The 25576-nt window shown below is 62.7% G+C and carries 16 protein-coding genes, 1 tRNA gene and 3 pseudogenes; 11 read left to right on the top strand and 9 right to left on the bottom strand.

Annotated features, from left to right (window positions below):
• The first annotated feature begins 119 nt into the window (after positions 1–119).
• The 6 genes and pseudogenes from CXY79_RS13325 (at position 120) to CXY79_RS13300 (ending at position 7165) form a co-directional block, all read left to right on the top strand.
• A tRNA-Ser gene (locus CXY79_RS13325) sits at positions 120–209 on the top strand.
• Positions 210–1678: 1469 nt separating this feature from the next.
• Positions 1679–2239, top strand: a complete 561-nt coding sequence (locus tag CXY79_RS13320) for a recombinase family protein (protein ID WP_104102391.1) — start codon at positions 1679–1681, stop codon at positions 2237–2239.
• 110 nt (positions 2240–2349) lie between these two features.
• Positions 2350–2940, top strand: a pseudogene (locus tag CXY79_RS13315) (hypothetical protein); the annotation flags it as partial.
• 273 nt (positions 2941–3213) lie between these two features.
• A pseudogene (locus tag CXY79_RS13310) lies at positions 3214–4284 on the top strand (IS110 family transposase).
• A 398-nt stretch (positions 4285–4682) separates the two neighbouring features.
• Complete coding sequence (locus tag CXY79_RS13305; RefSeq protein WP_199186769.1) at positions 4683–5399, top strand: TetR/AcrR family transcriptional regulator; 717 nt, start codon at positions 4683–4685, stop codon at positions 5397–5399.
• 2 nt (positions 5400–5401) lie between these two features.
• Entirely contained in the window at positions 5402–7165 is a 1764-nt protein-coding gene (locus CXY79_RS13300; RefSeq protein ID WP_104102383.1) for an oleate hydratase, read from the top strand.
• Between the two features lie 65 nt (positions 7166–7230).
• Here the strand turns inward: CXY79_RS13300 and CXY79_RS16810 are convergent, their stop codons facing one another.
• From CXY79_RS16810 to CXY79_RS13290, 4 genes and pseudogenes are all read right to left on the bottom strand, one after another.
• The gene (locus CXY79_RS16810) at positions 7231–7353 is read right to left on the bottom strand and encodes a hypothetical protein (RefSeq protein WP_277871735.1); all 123 of its coding nucleotides are present in this window, start codon (positions 7351–7353) and stop codon (positions 7231–7233) included.
• A 245-nt stretch (positions 7354–7598) separates the two neighbouring features.
• Positions 7599–7853 (bottom strand): annotated as a pseudogene (locus CXY79_RS13295) (recombinase family protein); the annotation flags it as partial.
• A 124-nt stretch (positions 7854–7977) separates the two neighbouring features.
• On the bottom strand, positions 7978–8154 hold the full coding sequence (locus tag CXY79_RS16070; protein ID WP_158250299.1) for a hypothetical protein: 177 nt from the start codon (positions 8152–8154) through the stop codon (positions 7978–7980).
• Positions 8155–8211: 57 nt separating this feature from the next.
• Entirely contained in the window at positions 8212–8523 is a 312-nt protein-coding gene (locus tag CXY79_RS13290; protein WP_104102378.1) for a hypothetical protein, read from the bottom strand.
• A gap of 1206 nt (positions 8524–9729) precedes the next feature.
• On the opposite strand from CXY79_RS13290, the gene CXY79_RS13285 reads away from it, so the two are divergent.
• From CXY79_RS13285 to CXY79_RS13270, 4 genes are all read left to right on the top strand, one after another.
• On the top strand, positions 9730–10344 hold the full coding sequence (locus tag CXY79_RS13285) for a recombinase family protein (protein WP_104102375.1): 615 nt from the start codon (positions 9730–9732) through the stop codon (positions 10342–10344).
• A 61-nt stretch (positions 10345–10405) separates the two neighbouring features.
• Entirely contained in the window at positions 10406–11035 is a 630-nt protein-coding gene (locus tag CXY79_RS13280; RefSeq protein ID WP_233191477.1) for a bifunctional 2-polyprenyl-6-hydroxyphenol methylase/3-demethylubiquinol 3-O-methyltransferase UbiG, read from the top strand.
• 259 nt (positions 11036–11294) lie between these two features.
• Positions 11295–11714: a hypothetical protein gene (locus tag CXY79_RS13275; RefSeq protein ID WP_146068148.1), complete on the top strand. Its 420-nt coding sequence runs from the start codon at positions 11295–11297 to the stop codon at positions 11712–11714.
• Positions 11711–12358 carry a hypothetical protein gene (locus CXY79_RS13270; RefSeq protein WP_104102367.1) on the top strand — a complete coding sequence of 216 codons (648 nt, stop codon included), beginning with the start codon at positions 11711–11713 and terminating at the stop codon, positions 12356–12358. Before CXY79_RS13275 ends, CXY79_RS13270 begins: the two co-directional genes overlap by 4 nt.
• 235 nt (positions 12359–12593) lie before the next feature.
• Here the strand turns inward: CXY79_RS13270 and CXY79_RS13265 are convergent, their stop codons facing one another.
• The 4 genes from CXY79_RS13265 to CXY79_RS13250 all read right to left on the bottom strand — a co-directional run bounded on the left by CXY79_RS13265 (position 12594) and on the right by CXY79_RS13250 (position 20776).
• On the bottom strand, positions 12594–13043 hold the full coding sequence (locus CXY79_RS13265; RefSeq protein ID WP_104102365.1) for a hypothetical protein: 450 nt from the start codon (positions 13041–13043) through the stop codon (positions 12594–12596).
• 317 nt (positions 13044–13360) lie between these two features.
• Positions 13361–16675 carry a DNA polymerase III subunit alpha gene (gene dnaE, locus CXY79_RS13260; protein WP_104102363.1) on the bottom strand — a complete coding sequence of 1105 codons (3315 nt, stop codon included), beginning with the start codon at positions 16673–16675 and terminating at the stop codon, positions 13361–13363.
• 414 nt (positions 16676–17089) lie between these two features.
• Positions 17090–20173 (bottom strand): RNA 2'-phosphotransferase, encoded by a 3084-nt coding sequence (locus tag CXY79_RS13255; protein WP_158250298.1) that lies wholly within the window; start codon positions 20171–20173, stop codon positions 17090–17092.
• A 276-nt stretch (positions 20174–20449) separates the two neighbouring features.
• Positions 20450–20776 carry a hypothetical protein gene (locus CXY79_RS13250; protein WP_104102358.1) on the bottom strand — a complete coding sequence of 109 codons (327 nt, stop codon included), beginning with the start codon at positions 20774–20776 and terminating at the stop codon, positions 20450–20452.
• Positions 20777–21074: 298 nt separating this feature from the next.
• Between CXY79_RS13250 and mobF the strand changes: the two genes are divergently transcribed.
• Complete coding sequence (mobF, locus tag CXY79_RS13245; protein ID WP_104102355.1) at positions 21075–24887, top strand: MobF family relaxase; 3813 nt, start codon at positions 21075–21077, stop codon at positions 24885–24887.
• Positions 24888–24955: 68 nt separating this feature from the next.
• On the opposite strand, the gene CXY79_RS13240 is transcribed toward mobF, so the two are convergent.
• Positions 24956–25567 (bottom strand): TetR/AcrR family transcriptional regulator, encoded by a 612-nt coding sequence (locus tag CXY79_RS13240; RefSeq protein WP_104102352.1) that lies wholly within the window; start codon positions 25565–25567, stop codon positions 24956–24958.
• Positions 25568–25576: the final 9 nt, after the last annotated feature.

The raw sequence follows: 25576 nt of genomic DNA, 5'->3' as shown, positions 1-25576 counted from the left end.
CCGCTTCGTGCTGGGTTCTCGTCGTTCAGGGCCGTTCGGGGCCGTTCAGGGCCGTTCAGACACGGATGTTCGCCGCCGCGATTCGCGCAAGGCCCCCGATTTCAACTAAACTCTCTCTCGGTACCGTGTCCGAGCGGCCGAAGGTGCAACTCTCGAAAAGTTGTGTGGGGGAGACTCCACCGTGGGTTCAAATCCCACCGGTACCGCCACAGAAAACCCTCTGCAGCCCTGTGTTTCACTGGGACTCAGGGGGTTTTTTCTCGCCGGGATTTCCCCAGCGGTAACGCAGCGGTAACGGAACATCTGTGAGCGGGTGTGAGCAAGTGCGAGTTGAGGCATGCGGTGGATGGTGACGCACGTGACTGCCGGGTGGCCCGCACCTTCCTGGCGACGATCTCCATGGTGCGCTGTGGCGGCTCGAGAGCAGTCGAATCGACGTCCTCGCATCGGTCACGGCGAGCCCGGTGCGCTGCCGGTGAGCGCGGGGGGATACGCGTCCTCGACACGCCCGACGTGTCTGGGAATAAGCTGTGTGGCCGCTATCTCCGAAATGCACACATACACATTCACCCTCGCCGGTACGTGTACGTGTACGTGTACGTGTACGTGTCCGGAAGCGGTGCGACCCATACGAGACAAGGGGAGCGGGCATATCCAGCTTCAACGGTCGTACACATTCTCGCGGCGACAACTCAAGTTCAGGACCCCCCCCCGGCGCGCACAGATTCAAGGGAGTTGGGAGGAGAGTGCACATCTGTACACATACTTATCGTGGGCGCGAGCAGAGTCGCTAGGATTGTCGATCCGGCGGTACAAACGGCAGAAGCGGTCCGTCCACCCGAGATCCGCGTAAATCCGCGGAGGTTAAGGGAAATTCGCAGGGTTTTCGATTTTTCAAAAGCGTTACATCGCCGGTGCTTTTCCGGAGGGCTCGCGCCTGACGCACGACGACCGCCACGTCTGAACGCATGATGTGCTAACAAACTGCTCTTAAGGCAGGGAGCCGGAGCCACCGGAACTTAGTCGCACTATCAGAGGCGAGTGCCGTCGTTCTTGTTCCAATCTGGAGGCCACTCCTTGCGCGCAGCGTCCACCCACTCCGGTGACCTGTCTGGCCAACCTGTCGGCAGTGTGTCCCTTTGAACGTAGTAATGGCTTCGGTGCTCCGCGCCGCCCGTCCCCAGCACAGCTCCCCCAGGAGTGCGGCGCCAGGCGCGCCATACTTGTCCTCGCTCGGCGGTCTCGACCACGAATCGAAGATCAAGTCCGCCAAAAAGCACTTCGCCGCGATCGGCATCGACGACTACGCAAAATCGAGCCCGGAGAATTGGAATCTGTGATGCATATGCGCTGGCGTCGATCGATTTGAAGGGTGATTCCCCGCTAGTTGTTTGCATAGTCATTGCCGGTTTGCTGCCCGAGTCACCAGAGACGGGCCTCCGCGAATTTCCCGGTTCTGATGTGCTCAAGACTCGTTGCCAGAATCAAACGTCGCCAGCGGAGCGCTACCGGGATTGAAGCTCAGGTTGGGCGATCCTCATGCCAATCTGGGTACACCCCAACTAGACGTCAAGCGTACGTATTCAATGCCGTCAGGATAGGGTCATATCTGGATAGTTTGACAGCCCTCGTTTCTGGGTCTTAGAGTTCAACCTGACAGAAGAGGCAGGAGATCCCCGTGACGGGTCAACGAGTTGGCTACGTGCGAGTCAGCACTCTCGATCAGAACACCGTTCGCCAACTGGATGGCGTCGACGTCGACCGTGTGTTCGAGGACAAGGCGTCGGGGAAGGATCTGAATCGGCCTGAGTTAGAGGAGTTGATCAAGTTCGTTAGGGATGGCGATACTGTTCTCGTGCACTCGATGGATCGCCTTGCCCGCGATTTGGAGGATCTCCGCTCGATCGTGCGCCGTCTCACGGCGAAGCAGGTCCGGGTCGAGTTCGTGAAAGAGCAGCTCTCTTTCACGGGTGAGGACAATGCGATGGCGAACCTGCTTCTCAACGTTATGGGAGCCTTTGCTGAGTTCGAGAGGTCTCTGATCCGGGAACGTCAACGCGAGGGCATCACCCTGGCAAAGACGCGCGGGGTCTACCGAGGTCGCGCTCCGTCGCTCGACGCTACGCGCGCCGCGGAATTGCGCGAGAAGGCTGCCGCGGGGGTTCCGAAAGCCGCTTTGGCTCGAGACTTTGGGATCAGTCGCGAAACTGTCTACGCCTACCTTCGCGCCGAGGTCTGAAGATTCTCTGCCTAAGGCAAATCTTCACGCCATTGGCTGGGGTGATCAGATCGAGTTCGCAGTCTCTCGCTGTGGAATAGGCCGCTGGTGGATCTCGCTCGCGGGCGCTCGAGCTGTATGAGTGGAACGCGAGGCTAAGCGCAGCTTTTTTGCATGACCTGAGCCATCTGGAAGTCGGCCTTCGCAATGCGTGCGATCGACAGCTCGCGGCCGCGACGCTACCGGGTGACACGCATTGGACGGATCCAGCCACGCTTTTGACGCTGTTTCCCATTGTGATGCGCAAGGACCGGGACACAGGTCGCACGCGCGACGTAAATAGAATTCCTCGGGGCAATGTCGAACGGGCTCGGAACAACGCTGCCGGGGCACCCTCAAGCCCACCCTTGCCGGGCAAGGTCGTCGCCGAACTCATGTTTGGTTTCTGGACGTATCTCTTCGTGGACGCTCACGAGAAAACCATCTGGGTTCCACACCTCCACAAAGCCTTCCCGGCTGGCACCGATAGAAACGCGCTTAACGACGCCTTGGCTGCTCTTCGAGATTTTCGAAACAGAGTGGCTCACCACGAGAACATCCTCAGTGGCTCTGAAAGCGAACGCCGCCGAATCGTCTACGTTATTCGGTTGCTTTCGTCCGACGTGCTTGCCCATGTCAAAGCCAGTAGTGAGGTGTCCGCCATCCTGGCAGACCGGCCCTAGAGCCATCTCTAATGGTTAGTAGCTGGCCTGGGGCTGGCTGGCGAGCTGGTATCGGCCTTTCCCAACGTGACTCAAGAGCCATCTGTCCCGCGCAAGCGGTGGCTTTCACACGACCTGTCCGCTGGGCTAGGTCGGTGCCGGCCTGACACGTTTCGATGGCTTCATAGAAGGTTGTCCACCCACGCTCCGGCGGGGGTGTGACTCATTAGAGATCTGCCTCGCGACGATTCTCCCAGGCCCGGATACGAACCATTTACCGGAAGAAGACACTTCGTGAGCACCGTGGCTGACACATACAAATACGTCATCGGCGTGGATACCCACGCCAAAACGCGCACCTACGCAGTCGTTGCTGCCGCTACTGGCGCAGTCATTGACACCGCTTCATTTCCCACCACCGACGCTGGCACCGCCCGCGCGATCGCATGGATTGAGCGACGCTCGGATGGGCAGCAGCTTGCCGCTGTCGAGGGCACCGGCTCCTACGGAGCCACCGTGACTCGCGCTCTCACCATCGCGGGGATCCGCGTCTGCGAGGTCAAACCACCCAAACGGCAGGCCCGGGATGGTCACGGCAAAACCGACCAAATCGATGCCGTGGCTGCCGCCCGCACCGCGCTTGGCACCGATGCGACCGCGCTGATTCTGCCGCGCGCCGACGGGCTTCGCAGCGCCCTTCGAGTTCTGCTCGTCGCGAGACACAGTATCGATTCCCAACGCACCAGCGACCGCAACGCGCTCAACGCGCTCCTGCGGATAATCAACCTGGGCCTCGACGTCCGCGCACCCCTGACCAACACGCAAGTCGACATCATCGCCGCATGGCGCGATCGCTCCAGCGATGACACTGCCGCTGCCGTCGCCCGATCTGAAGCCCGCAGGCTCGCCTCCGCGATCCACCAGCGCACTCGCGAGTTGGAAACGAATCACGCGGCCCTGTCAAAGCACGTCGACGAACTCGCTCCAGGCATCTAGGACATCCCCGGTGTCGGACCGTTCACGGCCGCTATCATCCTGACCGCTTATTCCCACCAAGGCAGAGTGCGCTCGGAAGCCGCCTTCGCGGCGTTGGCTGGCGTTAGCCCAATTCCGGCATCATCGGGAAATACGACCCGGCATCGCCTCAACCGCCACGGCGACCGTCAACTGAACCGAGCGCTCCACATCATTGCCCGCTGCCGCATGATCACCGACCCCACGACGAAAAGCTACGTTGACAGAAGAACCGTCGAAGGCAAGACCCGGCGAGAGATCCACCGCTGCCTCAAACGATTCATCGCCCGCAGCATCTATCGCTCACTGCGACCCTTACTGCTTGACTTCAACCATAGAAGGGTCGTGTGATGTGTCTTTCTGTGAGTTCTTTGATCGGTACTCACTGACCATCGCACGATGGTTTCCTACGTTGTTAATCCAACGCCCCAAGACCGGGAACTACACCACTCCACGGGACGTAACCCAATTCTCAACCGTCTCCGACAAACTCTGCAGCTTTCTTCGTTGAGAAGCCGCACCGCTGACAACCGCTCTGTGTGGAGGAGTGGTCGGGTTTGCGATAGCGAGAGGTCACTCGTCACACCCCCTTTCGCCGTGCTTGTCCCGTCTCCTCGCAGGGGTGGGGCTCCGGTTCGGTGTGCGAGTGCGGGGGCCGGGGAGCGTCTCGCGCCGGCCTCAGTGGGCGACGCCGGAGCGCTGGTGTCGGGCGCGGGCTTGCGCCCGCGCATAAATGAGCGTAGTCCTTAATGAATCAACTCATTGGAGGTGTCATGGCCGGTCTGCCGGATTACCCGGACGCGAAACGCAGCCCTACCCGAGGCCGCCGCGAACGAAGCATGCAGGACAAGCAGTTGCGGATCTTCAAGTCCGCGGCCGCTCTCTTCACAGAGCGCGGGTTCGACGCGGTGGGGACGCAGGAGATCGCCGAACGCGCCGACGTGGCTGTCGGCACGGTGTTCCGGTACGCCTCGTCCAAGGCCGAGCTGCTACTCATGGTCTACAACCGCGAACTGCGCGACGCGATCAGCACCGGCGTGCGGGCCTCGGCCGAGGCCGCTGACCCGGTCGAATCGGTGAACGTGCTCGTCCAGGCCGTGCTGGCGAGCTCGGCGCGCAACCCGGCCAACGTCATCGCCTACCAGCGCGAGCTGCTGTTCGGTTCGGCCACCGACGAGCACCGGACCGCGGGCCTCGCGCTTGTCGGCGAGCTCGAGGACGCGATCGCGTCCCGCCTCGCCACGGCGGCCCGGTCAGCCGGGGTCGATGGCGAGCCGGTCCTGCGCGAGGGACAGCGGGCCGCCCGCACCGTTTTCGCGGCGCTGGCGCTCCTGCTCGCTGGGCCGTCCACGGGCGCGCATCCCGGAGCGGACCCCATCGAAGAGCTTCGCGGGCAGGTCACGCAGATCGTGCGCGGCTTCCTCGCCACCTTGCCATCAACCATCGAAACATACTACGGAGACTGACTATGTACTACAGCAGCGGCACTATGGAGGCGTTCGCGCGCCCCCGCAAGCCTGAGGGGGTCGAGAACAAGACCGCGTGGTTCGTCGGCGCCGGCCTGGCGTCGATGGCCTCGGCGGCGTTCATGATCCGCGACGGACAGATGGACGGGTCGAAGATCACTATCCTGGAACGGCTGAAGCTGCCCGGCGGGGCCCTGGACGGGATCGATGAGCCCAAGAAGGGCTTCGTGATCCGCGGCGGCCGTGAGGTGGACGACCACTACGAGTGCCTGTGGGACCTGTACCGGTCGATCCCCTCGATCGAGGTCGACGGTGCCTCCGTGCTCGACGAGTTCTACTGGCTCAACAAGGACGACCCGAACTTCTCGCTGCAGCGGGCCACCGTCGAGCAGGGCAAGGACGCCGGCACCGGCACCCTCTTCACTCTCTCGAAGCAGGCGCAGAAGGAGCTCACCGGGCTCTTCCTGGCCACCCGTGAGTCGCTGGAAAACAAGCGGATCAACGAGGTCTTCGGCACGGAGTTCTTCGCCAGCAACTTCTGGATGTACTGGCGCACCATGTTTGCCTTCGAGGAATGGCACTCTGCGCTGGAGATGAAGCTGTACGTGCACCGCTTCGTCCACCACATCGGCGGCATGCCGGACTTCGCCAACGTGCGGTTCTTCAAGTACAACCAGTACGAGTCGATGGTGCTGCCGCTGTACCGATGGCTGCTGGACCAGGGAGTGACGTTCCAGTTCGACACCGAGGTCACCGACATCGACTTCGCGATCACCGCCGACCGAAAGCAGGCCACCGCGATCCACTGGATCCGTGAGCGTGTCGTCGGGGGCGTCGAGCTCGGCGAGAACGACCTTGTGCTCGCCACCATCGGCTCTCTCACCGAGAACTCCGACAACGGCGACCAGCACACCGCGGCGAAGCTCGACGAGGGACCGGCCCCGGCCTGGGACCTCTGGCGGCGGTTGGCCGCCAAAGACCCGTCATTCGGGCACCCGGACGTGTTCGGCGCACACATCCAGGAGAGCAAGTGGCAGTCGGCCACCGTCACAACGCTCGACACGCGCATCCCCGCCTACATCGAGAAGATCGCCAAGCGTTCGCCGTTCGGCGGCAAGACCGTCACCGGAGGGATCGTCACGGCCCAGGACTCCGCCTGGCTGCTCAGCTGGACAGTCAACCGCCAGCCGCACTTCAAGAAGCAACCCGAAGACCAGATCGTGGTCTGGGTGTACTCGCTGTTGGTCGACGTCCCCGGCGACTATGTGAAGAAGTCGATGCAGGAGTGCACCGGCGAGGAGATCACCCAGGAGTGGCTGTACCACATGGGTGTCCCCGTGGCCGACATCCCCGAGCTCGCGGCGAATAGTGCCACCTGCGTGCCGGTGATGATGCCCTACGTCACGGCGTTCTTCATGCCCCGGCAGGCGGGCGACCGGCCCGACGTGGTCCCGGCCGGCGCCGTCAACTTCGCGTTCCTCGGCCAGTTCGCCGAGACACCCTCCCGGGACACGATCTTCACCATCGAGTACTCGGTGCGCACCGCGATGGAGGCGACTTACCAGCTGCTCGGCATCGACAGAGGCGTGCCGGAAGTCTTCAACTCCACCTACGACGTGCGTACGCTGCTCGCCGCCGCCAGCCTGCTGCGTGATGGCAAGGAGATCGAGGTGCCCGGCCCAGCCATGGTCCGCGATCTGCTGATGAAGCAGATCAAGAACACCGAGATCGGGGAGCTGCTCAAGGAGTCCGGCCTGCTGACCTGACCGAGCCGGCGAACCATGCGCGGGGCCCGGGACACGACGTCCCGGGCCCCGTTGCGGCGGCCGATCTAAGGCTCATCGACGAGTACGAGCGCATCGATGCGTCGGTGAAGGTCGCCGTCAAGGCTGAGGAAGTCGGCCTTGACGTCTTCGCGATGGGCGAGCACCACAACGCCCCGTTCGTTTGGCACGGCTCCATTCGCACCCCCGAGATCGCAGAGCAGGCGGCGTCCGTCTCATCACCAGCGCTGTGCTCGGTGTAGCGGGGCCACGGCTCGGCTGCCGTCGCATCGGTCTCAGTCACGATTCCGATGTATGTGTCACCGTCATAGACGCGCCACACCTGAGAATCGACCTCCGCTAGGCGGTAGGTCTTACCGGCGAAGTCATAGGAGCCTTCTGCGAACTCTGGGCCGTCTTCCATGACCCCACATTGCTAGGGTCGGCGCGGCAGCGTCCGCGAAGTGGTGGCGCGTTCCAGGGCCCGGTAGACCGTCGCGCGGCCGATCGTGAATAGCTCGGCTAGTTCCGCGATCGAGTGGCTGCCGGCGGCGTGCAATTCGACCAGGTGATTTTCTTGGGCGGGGGAGAGCTTGGGGCTGCGCCCGCGTAGCCGGCCCTTTTCTCTGGCCACCGCCATGCCCTCACACGTTCGGGCCCGGATCAGGTCTGATTCGAACTCTGCGACCATCCCCTACCGGGCGCCTGGTCCGGTAGCCGTGTTGAGCTCAGATGCGTTCCAAGTCGGCCGGCCCGGACCTCCTGAAGGAGAGAGCGGCGCTTTCATTCGGAACCCCTACCGTCATCCGGCATGATCACCACAGATAGGACTGGCTGACGTCGTAGCCCAGACCCTCGAGGTAGACGTTGAGCTGCTGTTGAGCATCGGCGCGGTTCCGGAAGCCGGCGAAACTGAATCCGCTCATGTCGGCATCCTCAAGAACCCTGAAAATCATGGCGGTGCCAAAGGCGAGGACACTGATGTGGGCCATACCGAAATTCCTACCTGTTTGGGCTGTAGCTGCTCGATGCCAAACGAACGAGAACAGCTACGACTTTTTGGGCTGGCGAAGCACTTGGTTACCCAAGACTTCTTTCACACTGGCGTCCGTAGGGTCCATGGTCGCGACTCGGTCCCGTTTGTGAGCGGCGGCGCGGATGGTTGCTTGCAGAGCCTCGTCGTTCGCCCAGGCCCAGTTTGCCTCCTCGCCGTCGAGCGAATTGCCAGCATCAGTCAGCTCGGACAGCAGATCCGCGTAGGCCTGGCTTATCTGGTAGGCCGCCTCCGCTCGGTCCTCGGCGTCGGGAAGGCCGGCGAGGTAGTTCTTGACGGTTTTCTTGATTTCTTCGTGACGTGCCATGCCATGACCTTAGCTAAAACGAGCACCGTGACCGGTCGCCCCGGTGGAGGAGTGGCCAGTTAACCATCCCGTAATGCGCGACACGCCGTAGACCGAAGACGACCCAGGCACTTTCCTCTGTGTCCTTGAGTAGCGCCACCCGCATCCCTGGTTGGCGAGCTGTGTCATGGGAAGCCCTGAACGGTACAAAACCGACGAATCGTTCATGAAGACGGGCGTGTGTTTGAGCGATTTCGAACCAAGGTCTGAGTGATCGCTCTCCCACACATCCTTTGGACAACGGGGCTGCACCCTTCCGCTTACCCCCGCTATCCGACGAGCGCATGGCCCGATTGAGGCCTCTTTTTTGGCCCTAAACTGTGACTTAGGCGGAAGCTAAAAACCACTTCGTGAGATTTCAGATTTCGCTTAGAACAAAAGTGGCCCAGTACTCGCTGGCGAGAAAGCTAGCAAGTCTGGGCCGAACTATGAGCAAGTAAGACAAAGTCGGTTACCGCCGACTCCTGCAAAACCCCATGCACCAACGAAGGAACGGACCCCATTTTGGACCAAGGATCAAGCACGAACATGTCTGACTCTGCACACAACGATAGCGCACCGTCTGAGAATCAGAAAAATGCGCCTTCGGCTTGGCCGGGCCGCTTTCGATGGCTTCGGACGGTGATATCCATGCTCCCGGACATCAGACGGATCATCGACATTGTTGAAGCGTTCATGACTCTCATGCGCTCGTTTGGGTTCACGCTCGCTCAAGTCGCGTAAGCGGATATCGTGACCGGTCAGGCCTCCGCGCGGTCTGGTGGCTTGATCGGTCTGTGTATCTTTGCTGGGGTGGGTCAGTCGAGACCGCTGACTGGTCGATTCCGCATGAGATTCTCGATCACCGTCGGCGATCCAGTCAGCACATCACGCTCTAGCCATCGGACCGGGTGAACGAGGGCGACGGGACCATCGTCAGCGTCTTGTATCCCATGGGATACAAGACGCCGGCTCCGGCTCCGGCTCCGGAGCGATGCGGGCATACAGCTCAATACGCCAAATAGCGATCACAGAACGCCGCCACAAAGCACAAACAGTCACATTGGACGATTTGGTCGTCGTTTGCAGCACGCAGAATAGATGACTGGTTATGTGACAATTTCTGAGTCCGTTGAGATGACGATCACGTTGTCACTTAATCGGACGTTTAAATGACAGGGGTCGAGCATGCTCGTCGGATACATGCGCGTGTCAAAAGCTGATGGTTCGCAGAGCACTGATCTACAACGAGACGCACTCCTGGCCGCCGGCGTCGCTGCAGGGGATCTCTACGAGGACAAGGCATCCGGCAAGAAGGACGACCGGCCAAACCTTGCGGCCTGCCTGAAGGCGCTTCGTCATGGTGACACGCTCCTGGTTTGGAAGCTGGACCGGCTCGGCCGAGACCTGCGTCATCTGGTCAATACGGTGCATGACCTCACCGACCGTGGCATCGGCCTCAAGGTGCTCACCGGAGAGGGGGCAGCGATCGACACCACGACGGCACCTGGGAAGCTCGTCTTCGGAATCTTTGCTGCTCTCTCCGAGTTCGAGCGGGCGCTCATTTCTGAGCGCACTGTCGCCGGGCTTGCCGCAGCTCGAGCACGGGGGAGGACGGGCGGGCGGCCGTTCAAGATGACGCCGGCCAAGGTCCGCCTGGCCATGGCCGCGATGGGTCAGAAGGAAACGAAGGTTGGCGACCTCTGCAAGGAGCTCGGGATCACCCGGCAGACGCTGTACCGCCATGTCTCACCGGCGGGGGAGCTGCGGTCGGACGGTGCGAAGCTCCTATCGAAGAAGTAGTGGCCCCACCTGGTCACTGTCAGTAGGGAACGCCTTCCGGGCTTCTCCTAGACTCGGTCCCGTGAGTGGCAATGTGGTTCGGGATGCATACGCCGGTCGGGCGGAGGAATACACAGCGCTGCTCGGATCGATGGCTCACACACACGAATCGGATCAGCGGCTTGTCACCCAGTGGGCGCGCGACCTGCGCGGCGCGGTCATCGACGCGGGGTGCGGTCCTGGACATTGGACCGATTTCCTGAAACGGCGTGGTGTCGATGTGGAGGGTGTCGATCAAGTTCAGGCGTTCATCGGGCAAGCGAGAAAGAGATTTCCGACGGTCCCGTTCCGAGTCGCGTCACTGTGCAATCTCGAGGTCCGAGACGGATACGCAGCTGCAATTCTTGCGTGGTATTCCGTTATCCACCTTGCCCCGAGTGACTTGCCAGCGGTTTTGCGCGAGTTCGCCCGCTGTATTGCTCCTGGAGGCAGCCTCCTCCTCGGTTTCTTCGAAGGCGACACCGTCGAGCCGTTTCCGCACGCCGTTACGACCGCCTACTTCTGGCCTATCGGTGAGATGAGCACGCAGCTCGAGGCCGCAGGGTTTCACGTTCAGGCGGTGAACACCCGAACCGATCCGGGCAAGCGGTCCCACGCCGCGATCATCGCCCATCGAATCGACGGTTCAGCGCCCTCAGAAGCTCCGCGCTAGCCACAAGCTCCGACGCCGATTCGTCCAAGGAACTTCAAAGATCTATATGTAAACAGCCTGTGTCAGAGGCCGAACCTCCTGCGGGTCACGGTCGGATCTCACGGATCTCAGGGATGTGCGGTGGTCGCGACAGAGATTGGCCGGTTGGATCGTGAAGTTCGCCGTTAGAGCTCAAATGGCCGGCCGTCGGTGCCTCTGAGCCCCATATGGTGGGTGTTACGCTCGGCAGAACTGTGATGGTGGGTGGGGAGTCTCAGAGGTGGCAACAGTCAGTGAATCGTTTGAGTTTCGTGTTCGGGCGAGGGTTGCGGGAATGTCCATGTGGCGCTTGGCCCTCAGCGCACTATTTTTCGCTGCTGTAGCGGTTGTGGGAGGTATTTCGGGTTCAGTGATGATCCTGGTCTCGGGTGTGCTTTTTGAGAACCCTTGGTTGGTGGCGTTCTGGGGCGCCGCATCAGCAAGCCTTATTTTGTCTTTCCTAACGGTATTTCTTTTGGGTAAGCAGATGAAGCGGGAATTTGCGGCGGGGTACACGACCAGTCGGTTGGGGTATCCGAATTTGGAGCAGGTGGATGAGTCGACCGGTCTCATTGTGCGTGCGGCTGGGGAACCCTTGATATCGCGGCAGGAGCACCGCACTCGAGTTCAGGCATTTAGGGCAAGCCTCGTGGACTTGTGAAGGCGAGTTCGCCGCGCTGGACGGTGATCGCACCGGGGGCTGTGTTCGGCGCGGCCATGGTGGGCCTTACCATCTATCGGATCCTGCGGGCCTCGGGCGATGATCCCATGAAGGCATTGGTGTTCTTTGGCGGTCTGATTGTTGCCTTGTGCGTGGTGGCTGCCATCGTGGTGCTGACGTATCGTGCCGCGTCGACATCGACCCAGAGCGTGCTGACGGTTCTGGAAGAGAAACACCAGGGCCAGGCGTTCGCCATCTTGAAGACCGAGGGTCTGCAAGCAGATGTAGCAACCCTGGCTCCCGCACTGCGGGGCGCACCTTGGAGCAAACGCACGGTCTACGCCGTGGTCATGATCGACGCCGATTCGATCACGTTCTGGGATGGCCCAGTGAAAGCACCGTTCGTGACCGCTCGGTTGGCCAGAAGCGAGGTGACAAGCGTCGAGGTCTCCCGCGGCCTCACGAGATTCTTCACAGTTCGCGCCTATGAGGTTGCTCTCCTGCATGCCGGGACGATGCTGCGGGTGACGTTCGCGCCCGTCGTCGTCGGAGGCCTGATCGCGCGGCCGATTGACGATGATGCTTTCATGGCCTTGCGATCTCTTCTGACCGACACGAGTGACGCGTCACTCGGTCCCGCCTGAATCAGAAATCAGCGATTCAGCGGCGCGGCCTGCGTCGAGGAAATGAACGGGTGTGTTGGCACTCGAGCGAAACAAGTTGGGATGAATTGCCGAGACAGGGCTGGGCTCGCTCACTGTTTCGCAGCGGGACCTTGACGGCGCAGATTCGGCGGCGAATTCGCGGAGGTACCGAAGACTTGGGGGGAGTGGCTTTTTGGAAGCCCAAGCGCGCAATGCTCTGGCCGTTGCGGCTCAGCTAGCCGGTCATCGACTTCCAACGGGGCATTTCTTGTACGGTCTTCGGGGGTACTCGTCGAAGCCGGATGGACGATCTGAAGTAAAAGAACGCCAATGACGCATCGAGTACTGCACCAAGCACGTACGTGAAAATCAAGTCGCGCGGCTCTGAGACCGCACCATACACGCCGGTAGCGGTACCAAGGATAAGCAGCGACCCGATGACAAAACCGGCTCGCGGACGAGAGGTCATTCTCCACCAGAAGCGGGGCGGCCCAATTGGTTCCCCTGCACCGCGGAAGGACCGCACGCCTCCGACATAAAGCAGGACGTCAAGTAAGTTTGCAATCAATGGGTAGATCGGATTCGGGAATATGTAGGGACGAATCGCGGCCTCGAGCACGAAAATAACGACAACGCCCACAGCAATATAGCCGATCTTCCAGCGCGTTCTGCGGATGCGGAACATCGCCTAAGCCTAGCGAGACAAGAACGTGCCGGTTTCTCTACCATCGCTCAGATCTTCGAGGCCAACTCTTCACGGGATCGGTCGCGGAACCTCTGTCAGTGCCCCAAAGGGGACCCTCATGGGCACAGAGCCAAGGCCCGTGGTGGCGTAAATGAGCGGTGCCTGCGAGTGCGGAATTTGTGCTGCCGAGTACGGAAATCGACACGAAACGGCCAGGGAGCTTCTGCTGAAGGGGCCGTCCCGTTTGCTCCGCCCGGGAGAATTCGCAGTCAGGCGCGTCTAAAGGAACGTCGGTCCCGTGAATAGCGCCGGGAACTTCACGCTCTCCGTCTCCACATCTGGATGACGTTGTCCGCGGCCTCCGTCTCGACCACAACCCGCTCCCGTTCTTGCTCTGCGGCCTGGCGTGCCCGAACTTTCCCTCCCACGTCGAGCAGGTCCCACATTTGCTCGCCGGTCACTGACACGCCGCGGGCGCCGGTGCGCCGGGTGCGGCCGCGGATGAGGGCGTAGTGGGTGCGGAACACGGGTGCCCCGATCGCAGCTTGGGCGTCGTGGAAGAACACCACGTTGGATACCGGCCCACTGCCGTCGTCGAGGGAGAGGAAGACTACGCGTTTGCCGCTGCGCATTGGGGGTGTGTGGGTGGCGCGTCGGACCCCGGCGACGAGTACCTCGGTGCCGCCCGGCAGGTTCACGAGCTCCGACGCCGGCGTGACTCCGAGTTCTTTGAAGAGTGGGTAGAAGCGGGTCATTTGGTGCTGGCTGACGGCGAGGCCGAGGTCTCGGAGTTCGACGTCTGTTTGGGTGCGGCCGCGGAGGTCGAGGGCGGTGACCGACCGGTAGAAGTCGGGCAGGGGTAGTTCAATGTCGAAGGCGAGCTGGTCGGGGCCGACGGGCAGGGCCTTGCCGCCGAGGCCTTGGATGTGGGCGAGGAGGTCGCCGCGGCGGGCACGGTCGTAGCCGATGAACGAGTCGAGGGCGCCGACCCGGGCCAACGCTTCGAACGTGCGCCGGCGCGGCCGCACCCGGTCGCGGAAGTCCTGCAAGGAGGAGAACGGTTGATGCTCCGCGATCCGCTGCCGCTCCACCGCACTGGACCCGGCGAGTTCGGGCAGGGCCAGGCGGATGGCGAGCTGCCCGTCGCCCAGCTGCTCCACCCGGTAGTCCAGCGCGGACTTCTGCACATCGAGGCCCAGGACGGGCACGCCGAGGTTGCGGGCTTCGGCGACGATCAGGTCCTTGGGCCACATGCCCGGGTCGTGGGTGAGGAGCCCAGCGAAGAACGTGGCCGGGTGGTGCGTTTTCAGCCAGGCGCTCTCGTAGGTGGTGCGGGCGAATGCGGCCCCGTGTGCTTTGGCGAAGCCGAAACTGCCGAACCCGGACAGCACCTTCCACGCCCGGTCGATGACCGGGGCCGGGAACCCGCGGGTGGCGGCCTGTTGCCGCACGTACGCTTCAATCTCCGCGAGGTCGCCGGATTTCCCGAGGTGACGGCGGAACACATCCGCCTTGCCCATCCCGCAGCCGGTCAACTCATCAAAGAGCCGCATCACCTGCTCGTGAAAAACGACGACACCGTTGGTTTCGGCGAGGAACGATTTGAACCGGGGGTGCATGTGGTCGGGTGCGACCTCCCCGTGCCGTGCCTTCAGATATTGCAGGGGCATGTTCGCCTGCATGGGGCCGGGGCGGAACAGGCTGATCTCTACGGTCAGGTCGTTGAAGACTTCAGGTTGCAGCTTCCCGATCAGTTCCATTTGCCCGGGGGACTCGAGTTGGAAGACGCCGAGGGTGCGGGTGGTGCGGAGCATCTCGTAGGTGGGTTCGTCGTCGAGGGGGACCCGGTCCAGATCGATGGTCTCCCCGGTGATTCGCCGGTGCTCCTCGATCGCGTAAGCCATCGCCGATTGCATCCGGACGCCGAGGATGTCTAGCTTGATCAGACCCATCGGGTCCATATCGTGTTTGTCGTACTGGGACATCGGTAGCCCCATCCCGGAGCGTTGCACCGGGGTCCGGTCCAGGAGAGACGTGTCGGAGAGGATGACGCCGCAGGGGTGGACGCTGATGTGGCGGGGGAGCCGGTCGAGCTTCGCGGTCAGGTCCACCAGCTGGTCCAGCTGCTGCGACTTACGCACCTGCGCGGCAAGGTCCGCCAGCTCCGGCTTCTCCTCGAGCGCCCGGCGGAAGTCGCGGGCGTTGAACCGCCACATCTGCTTCGCGATCGCCGCGACCTGGTCTTCGGGCATGCCGAGGGCGAGCCCGGCGTCCCGGACGGCGCCCCGCCCCCGGTACGCGTTGGTCATCGACATCAGCGATACCCGGTCGGCACCGAAGACTTGGAACACTTCCCGGTAGATGTCATGGCGGCGCGCGGATTCGACGTCGATATCGATGTCGGGGAGGGTCTGCCGTTCGGGGGAGAGGAACCGCTCCCAGATGAGCCCGTTCTCGATCGGTTCGACCGAGGAGGTGCGAAGCGCGTAGTTGAGGACGGAGCCGACACCGGAACCGCGCGCTTGCACCCGGACGCCCATGCCGCGGATCAAGTCGGCGACCCGTGCCACGGTCAAGAAGTAGGCGGCGAACCCAAGGTGCTCGACCGTCTCCATCTCATGTGCGAGCTCCGTGTGGGCGGCGCTCACGAGGGTGGTGCCGGCGTAACGTTCGTCGATGCCGTGCCGGGCCCGCCGCCACAGCTCAGCCACCGGGTCGCCGACCACCCCGATGATCGAAGCCTCCGGCATCCGAGGTGTGCCGAGTCCGATGTCCGCGGCGGGGTCGAGGGCGCACCGGTCCGCCAGCTCCTGGGTGGTGCGGAGCAGTTGGTCGAGGGCGCCGGGGTTCCGGGCGCCGGCGTCGACGACCATCCGGGCGACCTGGCGCATGTGCGACCAGTCTTTCAGCCATGCTTGCCCGTTTGCCTGCGGTTCCTCGAGCTGGGCGAGTGGGGTGAGGAGCCGGGTGGCGTCGGCGAGATCCGCGGTCGTCGCGTCCCCCGGCTCCCCATAGCGGACGGCGTTGGAGAGGATGGCGGGGGTCCCGGTGTCCTCGGCGAGGCCCAGCATCCGGGTGGCGGCGGCCACGGAACCACGCAGGCCGGTCGGTGCCAGGTGGCAGACGACTTCGAGGGTGACGGAGCCGATCGGCATGACCCGGAGCCACGCGCGCAACTCCGCGACCGATTCCGCGCTGTCCCGGCGTTCCACGGCGAGCCCCACATCAGAGAGCGGCCCGAGGAGAACAGTCAGGGCATGACTCTCCGCCCAGGTGGCAAGCCGTCGCCGGTCGATGCTCGGCACCCGGCCGGCCTCGTGCGCGGAGCTCACGGCCCGGCAGAGCGCGGCATACCCGCGTCCGTCGCCGCCGTGCGCGAGCAGGGTCACCCGGCCGAGTGGCCGGTGTTCATCGTCGTGGACGGCCAGGTCCGCGCCGAGGCCCGCCCGGATCCCAGCGTCCGCACACGCCCGCACGTGCTTGACCGCCCCGTATAGTCCATCCCGGTCGGTGAGGGCGAGGAAGTCTGCACCGGCGGCCAAGGCCTGGTCGACGAGGGCTTCGGGCATGGTGACGCCGTAGTGCGGCGAGTACGCGGAGGCGACGCGGAGGTGCGGGAAGCTCTGTCCCAATCCGTACCTCCAACCCCTGCTATCGAACGTTTATTCGATATGGGGAGTGTAGGTCCGGGGTCTGACACTGGCAAGGGCTGCCTGCGACAGACGGAAGTCGCAGTCGCATCATCTGCGTTGCAGGAGCTGATACAGACGTTGAGGTCATCGGCAGACACCGACGCGGTGACGACACGGACTCTGCCCGCCGGCGTCGCCAGTTCGGCTCCTCGGACGCTGGTCAAGCCAAATAACGAGGAGTCCTGGTGCCCGACTGTATAGGTCGGAGCACGTCAACTTTGTTGCTTTTCGTCTGGGGGATTGTTCACTGCGTGCTGCCGGCGTCAAGCCGTCGTCACAGTTTCAGCAAAAACTCCTTCCCCCGCTGCGCTCCTGCTCTGGGCGGTTAGCGATCGTTCGATATGACTCCAGCTTTTAGCTGTTGCGTGCGGGGTCTTTTTCCTTAAGCAGCAAGTCCGTCGTCTCGCTTATCGTCAGAATACGAAGGTCGTCATTGGACACTCGCTTGGCGAGCCACGTGTGCCCTGATGCGAAGACAACACCGTCCAGGTTTCGAGCATCAATGGCCAATACGACTACTGGCTGGCGCTGGCGTCGTGAAGCGCTGAGTGCGACATCAACGGAATCTGTCATGTGCACCCACTGGCGTTGTCCCTTCCGAATACCGTCCTGCGCCTCAAGGATCGACGGCAGATTGCGGAGGGGAGTGGCGTGAAAGAGTGTTTCAGGTGGTCGACGAGCCTCGTATTTAAGCGCAGCTTTGGTCGTCGAATGACCATACGATGAACGGATTTCATCGCCGTCCAGTTCAAATCGCGGTTCGCCTAGAGCTCCCGCGATTAAGAGCAGTTGAGGAGCGGTCACCTTGTGTCCGTTAACTGTCAGCAGATCTGCCAGTTCCTCGGCGTGGATCCACCCATCCTTCGTCACAGGAGCTTTTTCATTGTGACGGAGATGAAATGACATTGCGCGACTGATCCTGCGCCTTTCAGCGTCCACAAGCGGCACAAGTTCATCGTCGGAAGCCATCCCGGTTCGCTTGGCCCAGGCACGAACCAAGTGGTTTGCGAGGGCACCGACAGCAGACCCGGTGAACTCCCTGGCCACCGAAACTAGGAGTTCACCACCGTGCGCCCGAGACTGACTGTCGAGTAGCGGGCTGCTCAAGGTTCGCACGGCGCGGGCCAGAACGCCCGCTGCATAGAACTCCAGCAATTCCTGTTCAGAGTATTTGAGTTCAACCCCAAAGAGCGTTAAATCTTCGACATAGGTGCGCAGGCACGTGGCCCTAGACGACCAATCATGAACATCGAAAACAGGCGTATCCTCCAACAACTGGGCTAGCTCATACCCGAACGGCCGCCATCCAATTGATTCGAGATCTACGGCAACGATCCGCGCGTCACCCTCGACCAGCCAGTTCATGGCATGAGCATCTCGCCGCGGCAAGGTGGGTGCCGACTCGAGGCATTGCCACCATTGACGGAAGAACTCAGAGCGTTCTTCACCAACTGAGATCGAGCGAAGCCACCGTCCCATTTCTGTTTCCCAGATGGAGCGCCTGACACCCGACACCTCGTCGGAATAGCTGGGGTTGGCGTGGATCAGTGCCAAGAACGTGATTGTGCGGATCACAAGCCTGCGTGTGCCCAATTCTCCGGCCATGATGACGGCGTGGAGTGTCCGACCATTTCGGAATCTGCGGACCGACACGACTGCGTCAGGTGATGTGTCCACAAGCCCAGCTGCCTCGGGCGACATCGTCGACAAGTGTTCGATGACACCGAAACGCTCGGACAGGCCCGCGTCGGTGATTGCTTGGGTAATCGACTCCGTCGCTAAGCGATCACGTTCGAGAGCGATTTCTCGTGAGACCTTGTAGACGAAAGTCTGGCCTATTCGAGTTGCGGAATCACGCAGCGCGATCACGCCCCCTCGCCCGCCGAGTGCAATTCGAGCGAGATCGTGACTCTGGGTCGCGGCCCGAGCGGCACGTTCATACAGAGCTCGACTATCACCATTACGTATAAGAAGGGCGAGCTCGGATTCCACTGGCAGCAGTGCGCCTATATAAGGACCGTGGTTCTCGATGTCCCTAGCGAGAACGCTCAATCGAGTTGCGCTTTCGGCATTGGTATCAGCGTCACTCGCAAGAAAAAGCAGGCCGAGCATTCTGGCTTGCGGGTTAGAGGCCAGTTCAGCGAGAAAGAGCTGGTCTTCCGCTTGCGCCAGGCCGACACGCCTGCCCTTGAGCTGCCTTTGGTTTCCCAGCCCTCGGCGAAGAGAGATAGCCTCAGTCACCAGTTTGACGGCCTTGGCTGATGAAGACCTCCCATCTCTCGCCATGTACGAAAGCAATTCAGCAGTTACGTCCCTGTACAGATAGCTGCCGGCCGAAGCGCTGGCTCGAAGCCGACCAGCGATTTCATCTCCAAACGCATAAAACTCTGACGGCAGGTCAATATGAGTCGTGCGCAGTGCGAACGGGAATCGCACTCCGCTGCATCCCAGTTCTCTCAACGAACTGCTTGTTCTATCTCGTAGAGCAGAGAGATAAGCGTCTTGCATTTCAAATGCAAGGCGATCAATCACATGACCAATCGACTCTGGGTCGACACGGTGGAGCGTGTTTAAAGCCTTGTCGAGAAAGCTGTTCTGAGCCGGGTAGGACGAGGCACAGCTTGCCAATTTCGACCAGACTGCCGCTGAATTTAGGACCCACGATATGTTCATGGGCGAGGTCGATGCATCGTGTTTATTGATGGTTCTAGCGGCTAATTGCAGTGATTCTCGTAGGTCGAACGCGTCGTAGAGCCAGAGGCAGCCTTCAAGGAAATAGGTCAGCACATGTTCGTTCATTCCGTCGTGTGCTTCCAACAGAGTCGCGCACGCCGCTTGAAGTTCCTCTTCGCTAACCAGGGCAAAACGAGCTGTCAGAATCGTCGCAATCCCAAGCCGGGCGGTTAGCAGCGCATTGTGCTCTCGTCCAGCGATCTCGTCGGCTTCGAGTATGAACTCGAGATATGCGCGAGCCAGCCTCAGTGTCCGGGCGAACACTGTCCGACGCTCCCAAGATGTTTCGAAGGCCGCGTCGTATGCAGCTCCGGCGACATTTATACGAGCTCGAATTAGGCAAGTCTCGAGCGTCATACCGTTCATCTGTAGGTAGGGAGCAATTTGAGTTGCTCTTGAGGACAGCTGCGCCTCTTGGATCAGCCGCCCGAGCAAGGGAGTCTTGTCGGTGACCGCCGCGTCCCTGGATCGCATCGCGAGTTGTGGTCCTGAAGTTGCATTGTCGACCCAATCGGCAACTGACGCGCTGCCGGCTATTTCTATCCAGGCCTTGACGCTCGGTCGAATGTCTACGCCGGTCTGCTCGGCTGTCCAGAGCACGGATGGGAAAGACTCCCGCAGCTTTTTTGTAATGCTGTCGGCCGATTCTCTCGTCCGAAGCAGCTCGGTGCGGGCGGCGAGTTGAGTCGGCGACGGGATGTTCACTGGACACATCTCGGAGGCCAGGCGAACAGTTCAGGACTGACGTTCCTGCAATCAGACATATCCCCCCAGGGCATTCTCACAAAGTCAGTGTCGAAGACTGACACCACATTTGAATCCTACGGTGCGGCGTGCGGTCGAATGCCGGAGTATATATCCCGGCCATCCCCAGTTTGGGTGATCGGTCGAGTCCCGGAATACGGGCGCCTAAGGCGAACAAATTCTAGCGGCGGCCGCGAGCGATTTTTACGGAAACTGCATGCAGGCGAGTTCATGGGCTCAACGGGTTGAAGACTTTTTTACTTCCCGAAGAGCGATGCCTAGGCGGTCGGCAACTTCTGCACGCGGTGTGCCGAGTTCAACCATGGTGTTAATCACTGCGGCAGCGGTCGAGCGCGCAATTGCACTTTGTTTCGCTGCGCGTTCCTGGATGGTTGCGATTTCCGCTTGTGCTGCCGCGTCGATCTCGTCGAGCGAGTCAGTGGCGACGAAGTAGTCGGTGGCGAGCTGCTCGAGATTGTCTTCTTTTGCGCGGAACTCTGCTGCTTTCTCGCGTGCGCGAGAGCGGGCGGCAGTCTGCTTCGCAGACTTACGGACATCGGCCATGGGTGTACCCCTTTCGTGGGTGAAGAACCAGTATGCGGGAGTACAGCGCGCATGCTTAGCCGCCAAAAGCCAACGCCGGGGAGGGTGCCCGGTTGCGCAGGGAGGCGCGCGTTCAATTGCGAGCTGTGCACTGCCTGCTCCGCCAACTCGATAGCCCCTATCTACAGTCACCCGTCGATCTCAGCCTCAACATCCGAGCACCCCAATCTTCGATCGTGACCACCCTGCATCCTCATTCTTCGTACAAGTATTTGTCACCCCCTGGCATTAGTAATAGACGAGGTAAAGTGAGCGGGTGATGACCATGCATATCCTCTCTGCGGGAGACGGGTATGTGTACTACACCAACGAGGTCGCGACCGGTGATTCGAAGCGGGAGAGCGGCCGTGAGCTGGGCGATTACTACACCGAGGATGGCAACCCTCCCGGTGTCTGGGTCGGCGGGGGACTGGCCGCACTCGGCGTCTCCGGGGTTGTCACGGAGGAGCAGATGAAGGCCCTCTACGGTGAGGGTTTGCACCCCGACGCCGAACGGATCATTGCTGAGGCGCAGGCGCAGGGCAAGACCGTGGGTGAGGCCACGAAGGCTGCCAAGCTCGGCCGCTCGTATTACGGCTACAGCGTCGACGGCACGGACCTGTCTGCGGAGATCGCCGCCGGCTACACCGACTTCACGAAGGTGAACGGGCGCGAACCAAACGTCGCCGACCGCCGCGCGATCCGTGCCCGTGAGGGCGACCTGGCGTTCCACGACGCGAAGGGCCGGCCGCCGGCGGACAAGGACGAGCTGGGCCGGTTCATCACAGCGGCGACGCGTCCGACGCAGCAGGCTGTCGCCGGATTCGACCTGGTGTTCTCGCCCGCGAAGAGCGTGTCCGTGCTCTGGGGCCTCGGCGACGAGGACACCCGGAAGACGATTGAAGATGCCCAGGCCGTCGCGATCCTCGACACCGTCTCGTACCTCGAGCGGGAAGCGATCGCGACCCGTGCGGGCACGAACGGGGTCGCACAGATCGACGTCGAGGGCGGGCTCGTGGCGACGCGGTTCCGTCACTATGACTCCCGGAATGGTGACCCGCAGTTGCACGACCACCTGGTCGTGGCGAACAAGGTCAAGGGTATCGATGGGAAGTGGCGCACGATCGATTCCAAGCTCCTCCACCGTCAGGGTGTTGCCGCGTCCGAGTTCTACAACCAACGCGTCATGGACGAAGTCACCACCCGCCTCGGCCTGACCACGGAGCTGCGGGAAGTCACCCCGGGCAAGCGGCCCGTGGTCGAGATCGCCGGTGTCGACGAGCGCCTCACCGGGGCGTTCTCGACCCGGTCCGCGGACATCAAGAAGGTCGTCGGCCAGCTCGAGAAGGACTACCGGGCCACCCACGGGCGCAGCCCGGACGCGGTCGCCCGGATCAAGCTCGCCCAGCAAGCCACCCTCGAGACCCGCCCCGCGAAAGCTCACGCCCGCTCCCTCGCCGGCCTCCGCACCGAGTGGGCTACCAAGGCCGCGGAACGCGTTGGAACCGCCACGGTAGAGAACCTCCTCAAGGATGCCCGGTCCGTGGCGCCGGCCACGAGTGGCAGGGCGGGGGAGCCGCGCCTGGTGGATGTGGACCGGGCTGCACGTGAGGTCGTGGCGACGGTGTCGGAGCATCGCGCGGTCTGGGGTCCGCACATGATCGAGGCCGAAGCCCGCCGCTGGGTCCAGAAAGAAACCAGCCTCGGACCCGTACCCGCAGACACCGTCGAGCAGATAACACGCCGTGCACTGGAGACGGACTCGATCGCTGTGACCCCGCCTGCCCCGCACGGTTCTTTTGAGCCTCTGACTCGCAGGGATGGGTCGAGTATCTACGAGCACAAGGGCCGCATGCTCTTCACCTCCACTGGCCTCCTCGCCGCCGAAGACACCCTCCTTGCTGCTGGCCAGACCCGCACGATCGCCCCCATCACGGTGGCCGAGTTCGACCGCGCGGCCGCCCGCCACACCGGACCCTTGGATGCCGGGCAGCGGGCCCTGGCCCGTGAGTTCACGACCTCCGGTACGCTCCTCGTCGTCGCGACCGGGCCCGCCGGTGCCGGGAAGACCACCGCCCTCGCGTTGGCTGCCCGCGCCACCGAGCAAGCTGGCGGCCGCCTGATCGGGTTGGCCCCGTCGGCGACGGCGGCCGCCGTGTTCCGCGACGCCGTCGAGGTCCCGGCGGCCACGATCCACTCCTTCGTCCGCGCGTACGACACCCACGGGGATGCCAACCCGGACAGTCGCCACCCGGACGAGTTGAAGCTGCGGGCGGGGGACATCATCGTCGTCGACGAGGCCGGCATGGCCGGCACCCTCAACCTCGCGAAGGTCACCAGCATTGCCGAGCGTCACGGGGCGCACGTACGTTTGATCGGTGACGACCGTCAGCTCGCCGCCGTCGAGTCCGGCGGGGCGCTGCGCCTACTTGAACGCGAAGTCGGCTCCGTCAAGCTCGAGGAGATCCACCGGTTCACATCCCCAGCCGAAGCCGAAGCAACCCGGCAGCTGCGCGACCCAGCCACCGTGGGGGACCCGTTCCGCTGGTACGTGGACAACAACCGGGTCACCGGTGGCAGCATCGACCGGATGACCGACCACGTCTTCGCCGCCTGGCAGCACGACGACGAAACCGGCAAGAACACTGTCATGCTCGCCCAACAAAACGTGACCGTCGCCGACCTCAACACGAGGGCTCAGGCGTACCGTATGGGCTCCGGCCTGGTCTCCGGGAAGAAGTCCTCGCAGCTGCGCGACGGATTGGCCGCGTACCAGGGCGACCGGATCGTGACCCGGCTCAACGACGCCACCCTCCGCACCGGGCGCGGCACCGACCGGGTCAAAAACGGTGACGTCTGGACGGTGGGAAAGGTGCAAGCCGACGGGGCGTTGACCGTCACCCACGCCGGGCACGGCGGCCGCATCACCCTCCCCGCCGAGTACGTGCAGAACAATGTCGAGCTCGGCTACGCGTCGACCATTCACCGGGCCCAGGGCATGACCGCGGACACTGCTCACGTCCTCGCCGACTCCTCTACCTCCCGCGAACTCGTGTACGTCGGGTTGACCCGTGGGAAGGAAGCTAACCATCTCTATGTCGAGACCGAAGACGCCCAACCCATGAGCGACGTCCTGGCCACCATCGCCGGCCATAGCGACGGGATGCTCTCCGCCACCGAAACCATCCGCGCCGAACAAGCCCGAGTCGATAACCTGGTCACTCTCATCGACCAATACGGTGACGTCGCCGAACGCGCCAACACCGTCCGCTTCACCCAACTCGTCGGCAACACCCTCGGGGAGCAGGACGCCCGGAACCTCACCGGTTCCGAGAGCTGGGGGGCCGTCACCGCCGCCCTCACCCGCGCTGAAACCCAAGGCCTTGACCCGGCTCAGGTGCTGCGGGCGTCGTGGAACGAGCGAGAACGCGGCACCGCCGATGACGTCGGCGCGGTCCTCTCCCACCGGATGGAACGACGCATCGAAACAGCCCCCGCCGACCCGGCTCCGGTGTCAGCGGTCGACCTCTCGGAAGTACCGGCGTGGATCGCCGATCGCCGGGTACTTGACGCAGCCGGCACCGCTCCCGCATGGCGGGACCACCTGGCCGAACGGTACGAGTACCTCGCTGTGCGCCTCGAGGAACGCGGCACGGCGATCGCTGTCGAACAGCCCGACTGGGCGCAGCAGCTCGGCGACATCCCGGCCGAGGGCGCCCGCCGGCAGGAATGGGTGCGCCTCGCGGCCGAAGTCGACGTGTTCCGTGACCGGTACAAGGTCGAGCCCACCCAGACGCAGGCGATCCCTGAGGCGTATCTGGAGCGTAGCGTTGGTGCGGAGCTCGCGGCGCGCGTATCCGCACTGCAGAACACCCAGGCTCAGAGCACCCAGACGAATGGCCCCGAGGCCGGCCGGCAGAAGCCAGCCACAGCGCTCGATGCGATGCGCGTCGCTAATCGCGCCGCGGCCGACCGGCAGCGCGAAGCGCAGCGCGCCGCTGGCCTCACGGTGAATGCCCGCCAGGCCACCACCCGTGGCGACCAAGCGATACCCGCTGAGCAGCGCACTCGCGACGATGGCCGCGAACGGTAAAGGAACGGGCGTCCGCGGCCGTTGCGGTCACCATGCTGGACGTTGCAGAGCTCAGCACATATCGACCTCTATGCGGTGAGTTTGGGTTGTGCGGGTGAGGCGCCGACTCCGTCTACGAAGTAACTGACGGAAGCGCTCAGGAGCTCCGATTCCGCGAGATCGTTGCCCAAAACTGGATGCACGGCAAGCCCGAACAACATCGCCAGCAGCGAGATCGCGGCGAGTGTAGGGTCACACTCGGCGCGAACCCGGCCAAGGTTCTGCTCCGCGGCGAGATACAGGGCGATATCGTTTGGCGGCCCTTCCAGTGGCATCTGTGCCCGTTCTCCGAGCGGCGGGGCGAGGGTCGGGTCGGCGATCATCGCCTGCTCCAGCGGCAGCAGGTCCTCCTGAAGCTGGGCAAGGTTTCGGACGACCTCGAGCAGGTTGCCCAGTACCGTGCCCTGTCCGGCCAGGGAGGGCAGCGTCTCCGTTGCTGCGACGATGGGTGCGTTGCGGTCCAGCACCGCGGCGTAGAAGAGTGACCGTTTGTCGGCGAAATGCCGATAGAGGGTGCCCTCGGCGACACCAGCCGCCACCGCTATCGAGCGAGTCCTGACGTTCGCGTAGCCGACCTCTCGAACGAGGGCCGTGGTCGCGTCGATGAGGCGTTTTCGGGTGCTGTCTCCGCGGATGGTCATAGGTCTATC

The sequence above is a fragment of the Cryobacterium sp. M96 genome (assembly GCF_002929845.1).
GTDB lineage: Bacteria > Actinomycetota > Actinomycetes > Actinomycetales > Microbacteriaceae > Cryobacterium > Cryobacterium sandaracinum.
This window is presented reverse-complemented; position numbering and strand designations above follow the sequence as displayed.

Excerpts from the sequence above, each read along its gene's own strand:
- CXY79_RS13305 (WP_199186769.1), top strand. The coding sequence starts at position 4,683 with ATGAATCAACTCATTGGAGGTGTCATGGCCGGTCTGCCGGATTACCCG.
- CXY79_RS13285 (WP_104102375.1), top strand. The coding sequence starts at position 9,730 with ATGCTCGTCGGATACATGCGCGTGTCAAAAGCTGATGGTTCGCAGAGC.
- CXY79_RS13300 (WP_104102383.1), top strand. The coding sequence starts at position 5,402 with ATGTACTACAGCAGCGGCACTATGGAGGCGTTCGCGCGCCCCCGCAAG.
- CXY79_RS13240 (WP_104102352.1), bottom strand. The coding sequence starts at position 25,567 with ATGACCATCCGCGGAGACAGCACCCGAAAACGCCTCATCGACGCGACC.
- CXY79_RS16070 (WP_158250299.1), bottom strand. The coding sequence starts at position 8,154 with ATGGCCCACATCAGTGTCCTCGCCTTTGGCACCGCCATGATTTTCAGG.
- mobF (WP_104102355.1), top strand. The coding sequence starts at position 21,075 with ATGACCATGCATATCCTCTCTGCGGGAGACGGGTATGTGTACTACACC.
- CXY79_RS13290 (WP_104102378.1), bottom strand. The coding sequence starts at position 8,523 with ATGGCACGTCACGAAGAAATCAAGAAAACCGTCAAGAACTACCTCGCC.
- CXY79_RS13250 (WP_104102358.1), bottom strand. The coding sequence starts at position 20,776 with ATGGCCGATGTCCGTAAGTCTGCGAAGCAGACTGCCGCCCGCTCTCGC.
- CXY79_RS13265 (WP_104102365.1), bottom strand. The coding sequence starts at position 13,043 with ATGTTCCGCATCCGCAGAACGCGCTGGAAGATCGGCTATATTGCTGTG.